We start from the raw sequence: 14,591 nt of genomic DNA on the forward strand, positions 1-14,591 counted from the left end.
GGTCAATTGGCGGGAAAGCAGGTTTCTGCCCAGCGGGTTGCGGTTTACGACAGACCGAATGTAGATGAGAATAAAAGCAAGAACGGTAGGAAAAGCGACATGAGTGAACGAGAGTCAATGCCTTATGACCTGGTGATAGTCGGGGGTGGCCCCGCCGGTCTCAGTGCAGCCATAAGATTCAAGCAACTGGCGGATGAGGCAGGCAAGGACCTCTCGGTTTGCATATTGGAAAAAGGCTCCGAAATCGGTGCGCATATCCTTTCCGGAGCGGTTGTTGATCCCAAGGCTCTCGACGAATTGCTCCCCTCATGGCGCGACGAGGATTGTCCGCTGGCGAAGACTCCGGTGACCGAGAATCATCACTGGATTCTGACCAAGAAAAAGAAATTCGCGATGCCTCATTTCATGACGCCGTCGTTCATGCACAACAAGGGCACCTATACCGGATCGCTCGGCAATCTCTGTCGCTGGCTTGGCGAGCGGGCCGAGAATATGGGAATCGAGATATTTCCCGGATTCGCCGCTGCAGAAATTCTCTATAATGACGACGGATCGGTCAAAGGTGTTGCCACCGGCGACATGGGCGTTGCCCGCGACGGCAGTCACAAGCCGGACTATCAGCCGGGTCTCGAGCTGCACGCCAAATATACCTTCTTTGCAGAGGGCGCCCACGGGCATCTGACCAAGATGCTGAAAAAACAGTTCGCGCTTACCGCAGACAGCCAACCCCAGATCTATGGGCTCGGCGTCAAGGAATTGTGGGACATCGATCCGGCCAAGCACAAGGCCGGTCGCGTCATCCACTCGCAGGGCTGGCCGCTCAGCGAAGGCGCCAATGGCGGCGGGTTCCTCTATCATCAGGCGGACAATCAGGTCGCGCTCGGCTTCGTCACCTGGCTGAACTACGAAAATCCCTATCTCTCGCCGTTCGAAGAAATGCAGCGCTGGAAGCAGCATCCCGAAATCCGCAAGATCCTGGAAGGCGGCAAGCGTGTATCCTACGGCGCGCGGGCGATCAACGATGGCGGTTTCCAGGCTGTACCCAAACTCTATTTTCCCGGCGGCGCGCTGATCGGCTGTTCTGCCGGTTTCGTCAATGTCCCGCGGATCAAGGGCACGCATACGGCCATGAAGACCGGTATGATGGCCGCAGAATCGGCTTATGAAGCGATCGTGGCAGACCGCACCAGCGACGAGCTGACCGCTTATGGCACGGCTTACGAGAATAGCTGGGTCCGCGAGGAATTGCGCGTGGTTCGCAACGTGCTGCCGGCGGTCGAGAAATATGGCGATTTCCTCGGAACGATCATTTCCGGGATCAATATGTGGGCCGAGCATCTGAAGATCAAAATGCCGTTCACGATGAAGTTGCACCCCGACTGGTCGCGCCTGAAGCGGGCGGAACATTGTGTGAAGATCGAATATCCCAAGCCCGATGGCGTGATCAGTTTCGATCGCCTGTCCTCGGTATTCCTGTCGAACACCAACCATGAAGAAGACCAGCCGGTCCATCTGCAGCTGAAGGATCCCTCGATCCCGGTCGATGTGAACCTGCCGGTTTTTGCGGGACCATCGGCACGCTATTGCCCGGCGGGCGTCTATGAATTTATTGAAGACGAGGCGGGCCAGCCGAAGTTCCAGATCAACGCTCAAAATTGCGTTCACTGCAAGACCTGTGATATCAAGGACCCGGCCCAGAATATCAACTGGGTCGTTCCGGAAGGTGGCGGAGGTCCCAATTACCCCAATATGTAAGCTTAGCTTTTTTGCGCTAGTAACTGCCGGGTTGGTCATTTCTCCGGCAGCGGCCAGTCGTGGAGACAGCGCGTCGGCGCTCAACCGCTTTGTCGAAGCGCGGCTGGCTGAATCGTCGAACGAGCTGCAGGCTGCTTCCTCGGTTTATGCCGAGAGTCTGAAAGAGCAGCCTGACAACGCGCTTCTGGCGGGGAAGGCCTATGTCAGCGCGATCAGGGCAGGGGATTTTGATCTCGCGGTAAAAGCCGTCCGGACACTGCAGTTGCGCAGCAAGATGGATCCGGAAATGCCGCTGGTCATACTTGCAGACGCGTTTGCGGCGCGCGACTGGAAAACGGTCGAGCTCGCGATGGTCGAACTGGAAGCCCTCAAGAATTTCTCGTTCCTGCAGCCGTTTCTGGAGGCCTGGATCGCTACCGCAAAGGGGCAGGGCGACGCTGCCACGCTGTCCTCGAAACAGGATAATCCGACCGCCCAATATTATCTCGAAGAACAGATGGTCCTGAACAGGCTGGCGAACCGGCGTGAAAGCGAAGCGGTCGGCTTGCTGGTCAGCCTGGTTCAACGCGACGAAGCGCGGATGGCGCCGATCCGGATGATCGCTGCCCGGCATTTCTGGGCGATCAATGATCCGGCAACGGCGAAGGAAATCCTGCGGTCGCGATCATCGGGACCCGAACAGAAGCTGCTGCGGCAGATCGAGGCGGGACAGCGGAAGGGCATCGCCCAGAAGGTCAATGCATCGCTTGGTCTCGCTTTTCTATTCCAGAGATTGTCCAACGATCTGGCGGCGCAGCAGGCCCGGTTCCCGTCACAGGTCATGGCGCAGGTTGGCGCGCGGGTGGCCGGCAAATCGGACTATGCCTTTCTGACCCTCGGGCGCAGCTACGCCGCTGCAGAGAATCACGAACTGGCGGTCACCGAATTTTCCAAAGTCGGAGAGCAAAGCCCCTATCATCTGGTCGCGCTTAGCTCCGCAACTTCCAGCCTGGTCACCAGCAAGCAATATGATCAGGCCATCGCCCGGGCCGATATTGCGTTGAAGGCCAATCCAGACGCGCCCGAATTGCATATATTGAAGGGCCAGACCCTCCAGGTGAAGGGCGACAATGCCGCGGCGGCGGCTTCGTTTGAATCCGCCATAAAACTCGGCGAGCAGCTCGAGCGCCCGGCGATGCTCATGGCGAGCTACTGGCTTGCGCTGGGCGGCGCGCAGGAACAGGCCGGGATTTGGCCGGAGGGTCTCAAGGCCCTGGAAAAAGCCAATCAACTGCTGCCCAACTCGCCGACGATCCTGAATTATCTCGGCTATGCGCAGCTCGAACGCCGCGAAAACCAGCAAGCGGCGATCGCGGCGATCAAGCAGGCGCATGAATTGCGTTCGGATTCTCCGGCGATCACCGATTCCCTGGGATGGGCCTATTTCATCACCGGAGAGCATGACCGGGCCGTTACCTATCTGGAAAGCGCCCTCGAAGGCGAGCCGCAGGACCCCACGATCAATGAACATCTTGGTGATGCCTATTGGACGGTTGGCCGGCTCTACGAGGCCCGCTATGCTTGGAAATCGGCGAAACTATTCGCCGAAGGAGAGGATTTGCAGCGCCTTTCCAGCAAGATCGATCTGGGCTTGCGTCCCGGGCTATCGTCGCCCTGATGCCCGATTTAACATTGGGCATGACGAATGAAGAGACAGCCTATGCAAAGATAAACCTGGCGCTCCATGTTCGCGAGCGGCGGCCCGACGGCTATCATCGAATCGAAACCATTTTCGCATTTCTTGATCAGGGCGATGTGATTTCTGTGGAACCGGCCGACCAGCTGACGCTGGAAATCAGCGGGCCCTTTGCGAAAGGGCTGAGCAGCACGGACAATCTGGTGCTGCAAGCGGCCCGGCGCCTCGCGGAACTGTCAGGAGTGGCGCAGGGCGCCAGACTCCATCTCGACAAACGCTTGCCGGTCGCCTCGGGCATTGGCGGTGGTTCGGCCGATGCCGCCGCAACCTTGCGTCTGCTCAATCGCTTCTGGGGCCTCGACCATTCCCTTGCTGCGCTGGCGGATATTGCCAAGCCGCTGGGCGCCGACGTTCCGGCCTGCGTCTACAGCCGGACATGCCGTGGCACGGGCATCGGACAGGACCTGGCGATCATCGCCGAGAACGAATTGCAAGGCTATGCCGCGCTGCTGATCAATCCGCTTGTGGCGGTTTCGACCGGCGACATTTTTGCCGCATGGGACGGCATCGACCGCGGCCCGCTCGGCGAGGGGACGGTGATGGCGGTGGCCAGAAGCGGTCGCAACGATCTTCAGAAGCCCGCGGTTGCGCTGGTCCCGATATTGACGGATATGTTGCAAATGCTCGACGGGAGTGAACCGATAATGGCGCAAATGTCCGGTTCCGGTGCTACCTGTTTCGCTCTTTACGACACGCTGGCCGCCGCCGCCGAAGCCGAGCGCCACTGCCGGCAGGCAACGGACAATATCTGGACGATGAAGGGAGAATTTCGATGACCAAGGCTTTTGAAATATCCGGCGTTCCTTCCGAGGGTGGTGTTCTGATCGTGGTCGATCATGCGTCCAATCATGTTCCGGACGAGATTGATCTCGGCCTGTCGCCACAATTTGCGGACGATCATATCGCCTATGATCCCGGCACGGCGCCGATCGCCCGCCTGATGTCGCAAACTGCCGGCTATCTCGCCATATTGGGAACCGCCTCGCGATTGGTGGTGGATCTCAACCGCTACCCGGACGAACCCGCCGTCATCCAGCAGCGCAGCGACGGCGTCGAAATACCGGGTAACCACCTCTCCGCCGAGGAGAGAATGGCGAGAATAGATCGCTATTTCACGCCCTATCACGACCGGGTTCGCTCGCTGGTTCACGATCTGAAACCATCGCTGGTGCTCTCGCTCCACAGTTTCTCGCCAACCCTCCGTTCCGATCTCCAGCTCAAGCGCCCATGGGACGTCGGCATCATGTATAATGAATATGAGACGGCATCGCGCTTTGCGATCCAGTTTCTCGAGGAAGAATCAGTGCTCAACGTCGGCGATCAGCGGCCCTATTCCGGCAAAGAGCTCAACGCGACCATGAATCGCAACTGCGAGGCGGTGGGCCAGCCCTATTTCGGTCTCGAAATCCGGCAGGATCTGATCATGGATGAAGCGGGGCAGCGTCGTTTCGCCGACATTTTATTGCGTACTTGCGATAAAATAAGAACGGCTCTTGCTTAAACGCCGGAGTTTTGGAAGGACGATCCGGAAATTACAACAATGGAACCGTTAATGAGCGATAGATTCGACAAGTCCCGTTTGCCCAGCCGCCACGTCAGCGTCGGCCCGGAGCGCGCACCGCAGCGCAGCTATTATTATGCGATGGGCATGACCGAAGAGGATATTGCAAAACCGTTCGTCGGGATCGCCTCGGCGGGCAATGACAGCGCCCCTTGCAACACCTTGCTCGACGGCCAGGCCGATGTTGCACGCGAAGGCGTGATAGAAGCCGGCGGCACCCCGCGGCGGTTCAATACCATCACCGTCACCGACGGCATCGCCATGGGTCACCAGGGCATGAAAGCCTCGCTGGTTTCCCGCGAGGTCATCGCCGACAGCGTCGAACTCAGCGTTCGTGGCCACTGCTATGATGCGGTCATCGGCTATGCCGGCTGTGACAAGAGCCTACCCGGTATGATGATGGCGATGCTGCGGCTCAATGTGCCGTCGATATTTGTCTATGGCGGTTCCATTCTTCCAGGACGCTTCCACGACAAGGACGTAACCGTCGTCGATGTGTTCGAGGCGGTCGGTCAGCATAGCGCCGGCAATTGCCCGTTGCAGGAACTGATCGAACTCGAGAAAGTCGCTTGCCCGGGCCACGGTGCCTGCGGTGGCCAGTTTACAGCCAACACCATGGCCTGTGTCGCCGAAGCGATCGGCCTGTCCTTGCCGAACAGCAACATGGCGCCAGCACCCTATGAAACCCGCGACGATATGGCGCGGGCAGCGGGTCGCCAGATCATGAACCTGATCGAGCTCAATCTACGCCCCCGCGACATCTGCACCAGAGACGCGTTCATCAACGCAGCGCGCGTCGTCGCCGCCACCGGCGGATCAACCAACGCCGCCTTGCACCTGCCGGCAATGGCCAGCGAAGCGGGTATCGATTTCGACCTGTTCGATGTCGCGGAAATCTTCAAGACCACACCCTATCTGGCCGACCTGAAACCGGGCGGCAAATATGTCGCCAAGGACATGCACGATGCCGGCGGTGTCTACATGCTGATGAAGACGATGATGGATAACGGCCTGATAAACGGAGATTGCATCACCGTCACCGGCAAGACGCTCGGCGAGAATATCGAGGAAATCGTCTGGAACCCCGACCAGAAGGTCATTTACGACGTCCAGCACGCGATCACCGCAACCGGTGGCGTTGTCGGGCTGCGCGGCTCGCTGGCACCAGAGGGTGCGATCGTCAAGGTCGCCGGCATGGCCCGTCTGCAGTTCCGCGGACCGGCACAGGTCTTCGAATGCGAGGAACATGCCTTTGAAGCCGTCGAAAAACGCGAGATCAAGGAAGGCGCGGTTGTTGTCATCCGCAACGAAGGGCCAAAAGGCGGTCCCGGCATGCGGGAAATGCTGGCCACCACCGCTGCGCTATACGGGCAGGGCATGGGCGAGAAGGTCGCGCTGATCACCGACGGCCGTTTCTCGGGCGCTACCCGCGGTTTCTGCATCGGCCATGTCGGTCCGGAAGCCGCAGCCGGCGGGCCTATCGGCCTGATCGAAGAAGGCGACATGATCAATATCGACGCCGAAGCGGGGATAATCGATCTGGAAGTCGAAGAAGCCGTGCTGGCCGAGCGCCGGACCAGATTCGTCCAGCGCGAAACCGATTATGGTTCGGGTGCCTTGTGGCGCTATGCCCAGAATGTCGGGCCGGCCTATCAGGGCGCGGTAACCCATCCGGGAGCGAAAGCGGAAAAGCATGTCTATGCGGATATCTAGTGTCGTTGCCCTGATATTGCTGCTGGCCGCTTGTGATAACAAGCCGGACAATAGCGTGCTTGCGGAAGCAGAGCAGCGCGCCGGCAATCAGGCGGGCAATGACGGCAAGATCGAATGCGCAATCGACGGTGACAGCAATTTTACCCGCGGCTGCTTTACAGAACGGCTGAGCGGTGAGGGCGGCGTGACGCTGATCATCCGCCATCCCGACGGCGGGTTTCGCCGGTTCAACGTTCTGACCGACGGCCACGGGCTGGAAGCGGCCGATGGTTTTGACAAGGCGAAGATATCGATCGTCGAGGACGGCAAGATACTGGTCGTCGTCGGTCCTGACAAATATCTTCTGCCTGCGCAAATCAAGGCCGGATCCGGTTCCGAAACATCAGCGGAAACGATGCCGGCTGCCGATGAACAACCGGCACAAGCCGGTAACTAGAGGCCTCTTTGCTCAACCACGGGAACATCTTGACCGCCGCAGAAATGCAGAAGGCGGAACAAGTGCTGATCGACGGCGGGACATCGGTTGACGAATTGATGCGCCGGGCCGGGCAGGGTGCCGCTCAAATGATCTGGCGGATTTCTGCCGATCAGCCGACCTTGGTGCTTTGCGGCCCGGGCAATAATGGCGGCGACGGCTATGTGATCGCGCAATGGCTGCTCGAAAAAGGCGTCGACGTCTGCGTCGCGGCGCCGCTCGAACCAAAGACCGATGCGGCCCGGCATGCAAAATCGCTCTGGCGCGGACCAACCCTGTCGCTGGCCGCTGCCCAGACCGCCGCCCAGTTTGTCGATTGCCTGTTCGGCACCGGACTGACCCGCGCTGTCGGCGATGATTGGTTTGACCATTTCATGCGCCTGTTCACAGGGGCAAGGCGACGGGTCGCCATCGATCTGCCCAGCGGAGTCGAGTCCGATCACGGAACGCTGCTGAACGAGATCCAGCCTTTCGATATCACCATTGCGCTGGGCGCTTTCAAACCGTCCCACTTTCTCGAACCGGCGCGTAGCATGATGGGTGATCTGGTCGGTATAGACATCGGCATCGAGGCCAGCAGCCAGCTTGCAATATTGCCCAAACCCCGGCTGTCCGGACCAGGCCCGCACGATCATAAATATAGCCGCGGTCTGGTGGCCGTGGTCGCCGGCGCGATGCCCGGCGCGGCGCAGCTTGCCGCGTTGGCGGCGCAGAAATCCGGTGCCGGCTATGTCAAAATCTTCGCGCCTTCGGGCTTTCCGGCCCCGCATTCCAGCATCGTCGTCGAGACCGTCGCGGATGTCGACGAGTTGAAACAGAAGCTTGCTGACGACCGCATTTCTGCTCTTGTTGTCGGTCCCGGTCTGGGGCGCGATGATCATGCAAATGCATTGCTGGACGCGGCATTGACGACAGAGGCACCGCTTCTGATCGATGCCGATGCGCTGATGATCGCGGGATCGGGGTTTTGCGAACTGGTGGCAGGACGGATGGCGGAAACGGTTGTCACTCCGCATGCAGGGGAATTTGCCCGTCTGACTTCCGACAGCCTGGCGGACAAGATCGATGACAGCCGTAAGCTGGCCGCCCAATCGGGGTGCCATATATTGCTGAAAGGCTCCGATAGCGTAATAGCCAGTCCCGACGGCGCGGCGTCGATATCGGCGCTATCCTGTCCGTGGCTGTCCACTGCGGGTACAGGCGATATATTGGCCGGCATCATCGCAAGTCGCTTGGCAAGCGGAGCGAGTGGCTATAGGGCGGCGTGCGAGGGCCAATGGCTGCACAGCAGGGCGGCACGTCTGGCTGGCCCCGCTTTCACGCCGGAAATGCTGATCGACCAGCTCCCCGCCACGCTGCAGGAATGTTTATGACCGAGACTGCCGATCCCGACCTGATCATTCGCGTCGCCGCGAAGGGCGACGGCGTGACCGCCGATGGCCGTCACGTTGCCTTTTCCGCGCCACTCGACCGGTTGAATGATGAAGGCGGCCTGATCAAGGGGCCGCATCATGTCGATCCTCCGTGCCAGCATTTCCAGTCCTGCGGCGGCTGCAGCCTGCAGCAGCTCGATACAGAGAGCTATACCCAGTTCCTCACCGACCGCGTGGCCTATGCGCTCGAAGGGCAGGGCCTGCTCGCAGAACTGATGCATCCGCCCCGGATTTCGCAACCTAAAACCCGCATCCGCGCCAGCCTGCGCGCGGCAAAACTGGGTGATCAGTTCAAGCTCGGCTTCAGCGGTGCCGGCAGCCACCGGATCGTCGATCTCAAGCAATGCGAGATCATGGTTCCCGAGATGTTCGATCTGCTCGCGCCATTGCGGAAATTTCTGAAAAACGCTTCCCGCCGCAAACATGACATGAATATCGAAATGACGCTGGTCGATCAGGGTATCGACCTGCTGATCAGCAATTACGAGCCCGAGGGGCTGGAACAGCGCGAAGCCCTGTCGGATTTTGCCAAGGCCAACGGGCTGGCAAGGCTGTCGGTTGATGGCGGCTATGGTCCCGAGACCCAGTGGGAACCGGAGCCGGTCACGGTCACACTCAGCGGGACGGCAGTGAATTTTCCCCACAGCGGTTTCCTCCAGCCGACACATGACGGGCAGAAGGTTCTGATCGCAGCGATGCTTGAGGCCGTAGGCGATGCAAAGCTCGTCGCCGACCTGTTTGCCGGCTTGGGCACGTTCACCTTTGCGCTGAGCGCGGACAAGAAAGTCTATGCTGCGGAAGGCGCACGCGACGCGATCGGATCGCTCAAACTCGCGGCCAATCACTCCAGCCGACAGATATTCTGCGAACATCGCGATCTGTTCCGCCGCCCGCTCAGCGTCGAGGAGCTGAACCGTTTTGACGCGGTCATTCTCGACCCGCCGCGCGCCGGTGCGCGAGAACAGATATTGCAGCTGGCCCAATCAAACGTCCCGAAAATCTGCTATATCAGCTGCAATCCTGCGAGCTTTGCCCGGGATGCAAAGCAACTCTGCGAAGCCGGTTACAAGCTCGAACAGGTCTGGCCGGTTGGCCAGTTTCTGTGGTCGACCCACGTTGAGATCGTTTCCAGCTTCACCCGCTAGTCGCGAACCTTGCTCTGCGGGCTAATGGAACACCGCGATAGCGGCATGGATTCCCATGGCGATCAGGCACAGGCTGGAGAGGGCGAAGGCCAGAAATCGGAAGAGCACGCGATTGCTCGTCACCTGGATCAGGCTGTGCACCACGCGCAATCCTACATAGGCCCAGGCGAGCGTTACATTCAGTCCGTTTCCGACACCCGACAGGATCAAAACGACACAAATTGCATAGAAAAGAGTCGGTTCGGCCAATAAATGGTTATAATTATGCGCCTTCCACTGGACCGCAGGCGGCAGCAATTCATCAAGGTCACCGCCCTTGGTTCCCACCAGATTTGCCGAATCTATCTTGGCCTTGTTCATCGCCGGGATGCGGGTGACATACATCCAGAGCCACATCAGCATGGTCCACAGGATGAGAGCAACCATCGGCTGCAATAGCGGGCTATTTTCCATCGTTTTTTCTCCGGTTGTCTGTTTGCGATTCTAGAAAAGCGTGGCCCACAGCGCGTTGATCGCCATGATCAGCAGGCATATCGTCGAAGCCACGAACAGCAGAAAGCGGACATTGACCAGATTGACCGTCGCCTGCCAGATGCTGTGAATGATCCTGATGACCACATAGGCCCAAGCGAGATAGAGATTGAGCCCGTGACCGGCACCGGTGATCGCGAGAATGACAGCCGTCGCGTAAAACAGCGTCGGCTGCTCCATCAAATGGGTGTAATTGTGTGACTTCCAGTTGACCTTGTCGGGGATTACCCCTTCGAGATCGCTGCCCCGCCCGCCCGGTGCGGCCTTGGATAGATCCGCTCCTGACTTTGCCATGGCAGGGAATCGTGTGCCGGCCATCCACAACAACATGATCAGCGACCATAGAACAAGCACCGCAGCGGGCGCGAGAATAGCGATATCCATAATTGTTTTCCTCCCGAAATCGGAAAGAAACTGCTTTAATTGTAACCGATTGTCAATTGCAACCTAGTTGGGAGGTCAGGCGCTCGGAAAAGACACAACATTGTCGCGATCGGAACGGTCCAGATTATCGCCGACATAGAGGCTGGCCATCGGTTCGTCGGTGACATCATGCTCTTCGCTGCTGCCATAGCCGTTGAACTTGGTCCGCATCGCCGACCCATAGGCGCCGATCATGCCGATCTCGATATAATCTCCGGCCCTGATGTCGTCGGGCAGGACAAAGGGACCCGCCATGAAATCCATGTCGTCGCAGGTCGGACCATAGAAGCTGAACCCGGTGGTTGTGCCGTTTTCAGCATCCGCACCGACCTGGCGAACCGGAAAGCGCCATCCGATATGGGCTGCGTCAAACAAGGTGCCATAGGCTCCGTCGTTGATAAACAGCTCGTTGCCGCGGCGTCGTTCGACCTTGACCACCAGCGAACTATATTCGGCCGACAGCGCCCGGCCCGGCTCGCACCAGAGTTCGGCGGAATAGCTGATCGGCAGATCCTCGAACGTACGGTCGATTGCGGTGAAATAATGGTTGAGCGAAACCGGCTCGAGATCAGGATAGATCGACGGAAACCCACCTCCGACATTGACGATGTCGACCGTGACCGACGCGCCGACAATGGCGGTACGCACCCGTTCCAGGGCGTGGACATAGGCGAGCGGCGTCATCGCCTGGCTGCCGACGTGGAAGCAGATGCCGAGGCAGTCTGCCCGCTGCCGCGCCCGCTGCAGCAATTCAGCCGACTCATCGACATCGACGCCGAATTTTGAAGCGAGGCTGATTTCCGCGAATTCAGAGGCGACCCGAATCCGGACGCACAGCGTAAGGTCTTCCGCCAGTTCGGTTCCCAGTTCGATCTTCTCAAGCTCTTCGAGACTGTCGAGCGAGAAAATCCGAACGCCATGCTCGCGATAGGCCTCGCGTACCGAAGCCAATTGCTTGACCGGATTCATGTAGCAGAGCGTCGCGTCGGGCAGGGTCGCGCGGACGATGCGCACTTCGTCGATCGAAGCCACGTCGAAATGGGTCACGCCTTCTTCCCACAGCAATTGCAGCAAGGCAGGCGATGGATTGGCCTTGACCGCGTAGAGTGCCTTGCCGGGAAACTGATCGACAAAATAACGCGCGGCACGACGCGCTGCGTGCGGACGATTCAACAAAACTGGAATGTCTGGGCTTAGAGCCTTCGTCAGCTCCTCAGCATCAAGATAATGGTGCAACTCAAGGGACCCCCTTATAGGCTAAGATCGATTGAGCTGCCTTGCGGATACGCAAGCGGCCATGGGGCAGCAAGGCGCGGCTATATGGCCACTTGATCGCCCTGTAAAGACCGAAGTCCTTACAGAAGCTGAACAAAGACATTTTTTAGCTGAGCCGATCCCTGAATTCGGTCCAGTCGAAGGATTTGACGCAGCGCAGCGTATCGCTTTCACTGTTCCAGAGCCAGATCGATGGCAGTGGAACGCCGTTGAACGTGTTGGTCTTGACCATCGAATAATGCGCCTGATCAAGAAATGCGATACGCTGTCCGATATAGGGTTCATCGGGCAGGATATAGTCGCCGATAATATCCCCGGCGAGGCAACTGGGACCCCCGAGTCGGATCGCGGTGCCTTCGGGACGCTCTCCGAGCATCGCTGGACGATAGGGAGCCTCGATTACGTCGGGCATATGGCAGGTTGCCGATATATCGGTGATCCCGACCGGCATGCCATTGTCGAAGACGTCCAGTATCTCGCCGACCAAGATGCCCGCATCCAGCGCCACGGCCTCACCGGGTTCCAGATAGATTTCGCATCCCGACCGCGCTTTCAGGTTCTTCAGGAAGTCCACCAGCGCCTCGCGATCATAATCCTCGCGCGTTATATGATGCCCGCCACCCAGATTGATCCATTTGAGCGAGTCGAAATGGGGCGCGATGACTGGCTCCACTTTTTCCCAGGTTTGCTGCAGGGCATCGAAACCCTGTTCGCACAGATTGTGGAAATGGATACCGGACAGATGCTGAAAATGATCGGGCGCCAGCTGGCTGATCGGAAAGCCCAGCCGGCTGTGCGGCTGGCTCGGATCATATTTCTCTGTCTCGCCCAGCGCGATCTCCGGATTAATTCTTAAACCAATTTCAGAAATATCGATCGTAATATCTTGAGTAAAATCACTTTTCCAACGCTCGACCTGCTGTGGATTGTTAAAGGTAATATGTTCGGAAATCTCGGCCAATTCGGCCAAATCCGCAGCCTTGTATGCCGGAGAATAAGTGCTGATCGGCCCGTTATAGCACTCCTTCGCCAACCGCGCCTCCCACAGACCGGAAGCGCAATAGCCATCGAGATATTCGTCAATCAGCGGGGCGAGGGACCACATCGAAAAGGCCTTTAGGGCCAGCAGGACCCTGGCACCGGAACGCGCTTTGATATCAGCCAGAATCTCCAGATTCCGGCGCACCGCTACTTCGTCGACAACGAAGGCAGGCGAGGGAATGCGGTTCAGATCGAAATGCGCAAAAGCGCCGGGATCGCCAGCCTTGGTCTCCATATCAAAAGGGCAAAGGTCCTTCCAATTCTTCCAGTGTCCATGGCAAGCCGTGCTCGTTCAGCATTGCCATGAACGGGTCCGGATCAAACTCTTCCATGTTGAAAACGCCTTGGCCGCGCCACTCACCCGATACCATCATCGCTGCGCCAATCATCGCCGGAACGCCGGTGGTATAGCTGACGCCCTGATTTCCGGTTTCCTCGAAAGCCGCTTCATGGCTGCAGATATTCTTGACGTAGAGCGTCTTCTGAACGCCGTCTTTCACGCCGGTCGCGATCACGCCGATATTGGTATTGCCCTTGGTCGTTTCGCCCAGGCTCGCCGGTTCGGGCAATACGGCTTTCAGAAACTGCAGTGGAATGATCTCGCGCCCCTCGTACATCACCGGGTCAATCCGCGTCATCCCGACATTCTGCAGCACTTCGAGATGGGTCAGATAGGCGTCGCCAAAGGTCATCCAGAAGCGAATCCGCTGGATCTCCGGCAAGTGGGTTTTCAGCGATTCGATTTCTTCGTGATACATCTGGTACATGTTCTTCGGGCCGACCGCTTCAAAGTCGAATGTCTGCTTGTGGGTCAGCGGCGGACCTTCGACCCATTCGCCATTTTCCCAGTGCCGTGAGTTGGCGGTGACTTCCCGGATATTGATCTCGGGATTGAAATTGGTCGCGAAATGCTGGCCGTGATCGCCGCCGTTGCAGTCGAGAATATCGAGCGTGTCGATCCGGTCGAAATGATGTTTCTTCAGCCAGCAGGTGAACACGCTGGTGACGCCAGGGTCAAAGCCGGAGCCGAGCAGCGCCATGATCCCGGCATCCTTGAACCGGTCCTGATAATCCCACTGCCACTTATACTCGAACTTGGCCTCGTCGCGCGGTTCGTAATTGGCGGTGTCGAGATAATCGGTGCCGGTCGCCAGGCACGCATCCATGATCGGCAGGTCCTGATAGGGGAGCGCCAGATTGACCACCAGAACCGGCTTTTCCCGCTCTATCAGCGCGGTCAGCGCCGGCACGTCGTCGGCGTCGATCTGCGCGGTGGAAATGGCCACGCCCGTGCGCTGCCTGACCGACTCGGCGATCGCGTCGCATTTTGACAAGGTCCGGCTGGCCAATATAATCTCCGAAAAGGGCCCGCTACCCGCCGCGATCAGTTGTGCCATCTTGTGCACCGCAACTGAACTGACGCCGCCTGCGCCGATCACCAAAATTTTGCCCATGAATTCCACTCTAAATGCTGGAGAAATAAGAAACCCGCATATAGGAAGAG

The 14,591-nt window shown here is 58.6% G+C and carries 13 protein-coding genes; 8 read left to right on the forward strand and 5 right to left on the reverse strand.

The genetic code is table 11. From position 1 onward, the window contains the following. Positions 1-99: 99 nt before the first annotated feature. From HUO14_RS07815 to HUO14_RS07850, 8 genes are read left to right on the forward strand one after another with little or no spacing between them, the layout of a single operon-like run. Positions 100-1,755: an electron transfer flavoprotein-ubiquinone oxidoreductase gene (locus tag HUO14_RS07815; RefSeq protein ID WP_176279288.1), complete on the forward strand. Its 1,656-nt coding sequence runs from the start codon at positions 100-102 to the stop codon at positions 1,753-1,755. 31 nt (positions 1,756-1,786) lie between these two features. Next, positions 1,787-3,412: a tetratricopeptide repeat protein gene (locus tag HUO14_RS07820; RefSeq protein ID WP_176279289.1), complete on the forward strand. Its 1,626-nt coding sequence runs from the start codon at positions 1,787-1,789 to the stop codon at positions 3,410-3,412. Continuing rightward, positions 3,412-4,266 carry a 4-(cytidine 5'-diphospho)-2-C-methyl-D-erythritol kinase gene (locus HUO14_RS07825; protein WP_176279290.1) on the forward strand — a complete coding sequence of 285 codons (855 nt, stop codon included), beginning with the start codon at positions 3,412-3,414 and terminating at the stop codon, positions 4,264-4,266. Before HUO14_RS07820 ends, HUO14_RS07825 begins: the two co-directional genes overlap by 1 nt. After that, positions 4,263-4,991, forward strand: a complete 729-nt coding sequence (locus tag HUO14_RS07830; protein WP_176279291.1) for an N-formylglutamate amidohydrolase — start codon at positions 4,263-4,265, stop codon at positions 4,989-4,991. The genes HUO14_RS07825 and HUO14_RS07830 overlap by 4 nt, the downstream gene beginning before the upstream one ends. A gap of 51 nt (positions 4,992-5,042) precedes the next feature. Then, a complete protein-coding gene (ilvD, locus tag HUO14_RS07835; protein ID WP_176279292.1) occupies positions 5,043-6,764 on the forward strand; it encodes a dihydroxy-acid dehydratase in 1,722 nt (573 codons plus the stop codon). Next, positions 6,745-7,200: a hypothetical protein gene (locus HUO14_RS07840; RefSeq protein WP_176279293.1), complete on the forward strand. Its 456-nt coding sequence runs from the start codon at positions 6,745-6,747 to the stop codon at positions 7,198-7,200. The genes ilvD and HUO14_RS07840 overlap by 20 nt, the downstream gene beginning before the upstream one ends. 29 nt (positions 7,201-7,229) lie before the next feature. Continuing rightward, entirely contained in the window at positions 7,230-8,612 is a 1,383-nt protein-coding gene (locus HUO14_RS07845) for an NAD(P)H-hydrate dehydratase (RefSeq protein ID WP_246255358.1), read from the forward strand. Then, positions 8,609-9,817 (forward strand): class I SAM-dependent RNA methyltransferase, encoded by a 1,209-nt coding sequence (locus tag HUO14_RS07850; RefSeq protein WP_176279294.1) that lies wholly within the window; start codon positions 8,609-8,611, stop codon positions 9,815-9,817. The genes HUO14_RS07845 and HUO14_RS07850 overlap by 4 nt, the downstream gene beginning before the upstream one ends. 21 nt (positions 9,818-9,838) lie before the next feature. On the opposite strand, the gene HUO14_RS07855 is transcribed toward HUO14_RS07850, so the two are convergent. The 5 genes from HUO14_RS07855 to HUO14_RS07875 form a co-directional block, all read right to left on the reverse strand. Further along, positions 9,839-10,270 (reverse strand): MAPEG family protein, encoded by a 432-nt coding sequence (locus HUO14_RS07855; protein WP_176279295.1) that lies wholly within the window; start codon positions 10,268-10,270, stop codon positions 9,839-9,841. Positions 10,271-10,300: 30 nt separating this feature from the next. After that, positions 10,301-10,732 (reverse strand): MAPEG family protein, encoded by a 432-nt coding sequence (locus HUO14_RS07860; RefSeq protein ID WP_176279296.1) that lies wholly within the window; start codon positions 10,730-10,732, stop codon positions 10,301-10,303. Between the two features lie 75 nt (positions 10,733-10,807). Then, the gene (locus HUO14_RS07865; RefSeq protein ID WP_176279297.1) at positions 10,808-12,007 is read right to left on the reverse strand and encodes a type III PLP-dependent enzyme; all 1,200 of its coding nucleotides are present in this window, start codon (positions 12,005-12,007) and stop codon (positions 10,808-10,810) included. A gap of 145 nt (positions 12,008-12,152) precedes the next feature. Then, complete coding sequence (locus HUO14_RS07870; protein WP_176279298.1) at positions 12,153-13,322, reverse strand: carboxynorspermidine decarboxylase; 1,170 nt, start codon at positions 13,320-13,322, stop codon at positions 12,153-12,155. Position 13,323: 1 nt separating this feature from the next. After that, positions 13,324-14,541 (reverse strand): saccharopine dehydrogenase family protein, encoded by a 1,218-nt coding sequence (locus tag HUO14_RS07875; protein ID WP_176279299.1) that lies wholly within the window; start codon positions 14,539-14,541, stop codon positions 13,324-13,326. Positions 14,542-14,591 lie beyond the last annotated feature (50 nt).

Origin of the sequence: Parasphingorhabdus flavimaris (genome assembly GCF_013371215.1) — a bacterium.
In the GTDB taxonomy this organism is placed as follows: domain Bacteria; phylum Pseudomonadota; class Alphaproteobacteria; order Sphingomonadales; family Sphingomonadaceae; genus Parasphingorhabdus; species Parasphingorhabdus flavimaris.

What these genes read in the sequence shown, in the direction of transcription:
- HUO14_RS07875 (WP_176279299.1), bottom strand. Translation starts at nt 14,541, where the DNA reads ATGGGCAAAATTTTGGTGATCGGCGCAGGCGGCGTCAGTTCAGTTGCG.
- HUO14_RS07860 (WP_176279296.1), bottom strand. Translation starts at nt 10,732, where the DNA reads ATGGATATCGCTATTCTCGCGCCCGCTGCGGTGCTTGTTCTATGGTCG.
- HUO14_RS07815 (WP_176279288.1), top strand. Translation starts at nt 100, where the DNA reads ATGAGTGAACGAGAGTCAATGCCTTATGACCTGGTGATAGTCGGGGGT.
- HUO14_RS07830 (WP_176279291.1), top strand. Translation starts at nt 4,263, where the DNA reads ATGACCAAGGCTTTTGAAATATCCGGCGTTCCTTCCGAGGGTGGTGTT.
- HUO14_RS07825 (WP_176279290.1), top strand. Translation starts at nt 3,412, where the DNA reads ATGCCCGATTTAACATTGGGCATGACGAATGAAGAGACAGCCTATGCA.
- HUO14_RS07850 (WP_176279294.1), top strand. Translation starts at nt 8,609, where the DNA reads ATGACCGAGACTGCCGATCCCGACCTGATCATTCGCGTCGCCGCGAAG.
- ilvD (WP_176279292.1), top strand. Translation starts at nt 5,043, where the DNA reads ATGAGCGATAGATTCGACAAGTCCCGTTTGCCCAGCCGCCACGTCAGC.
- HUO14_RS07870 (WP_176279298.1), bottom strand. Translation starts at nt 13,322, where the DNA reads ATGGAGACCAAGGCTGGCGATCCCGGCGCTTTTGCGCATTTCGATCTG.
- HUO14_RS07855 (WP_176279295.1), bottom strand. Translation starts at nt 10,270, where the DNA reads ATGGAAAATAGCCCGCTATTGCAGCCGATGGTTGCTCTCATCCTGTGG.
- HUO14_RS07840 (WP_176279293.1), top strand. Translation starts at nt 6,745, where the DNA reads ATGTCTATGCGGATATCTAGTGTCGTTGCCCTGATATTGCTGCTGGCC.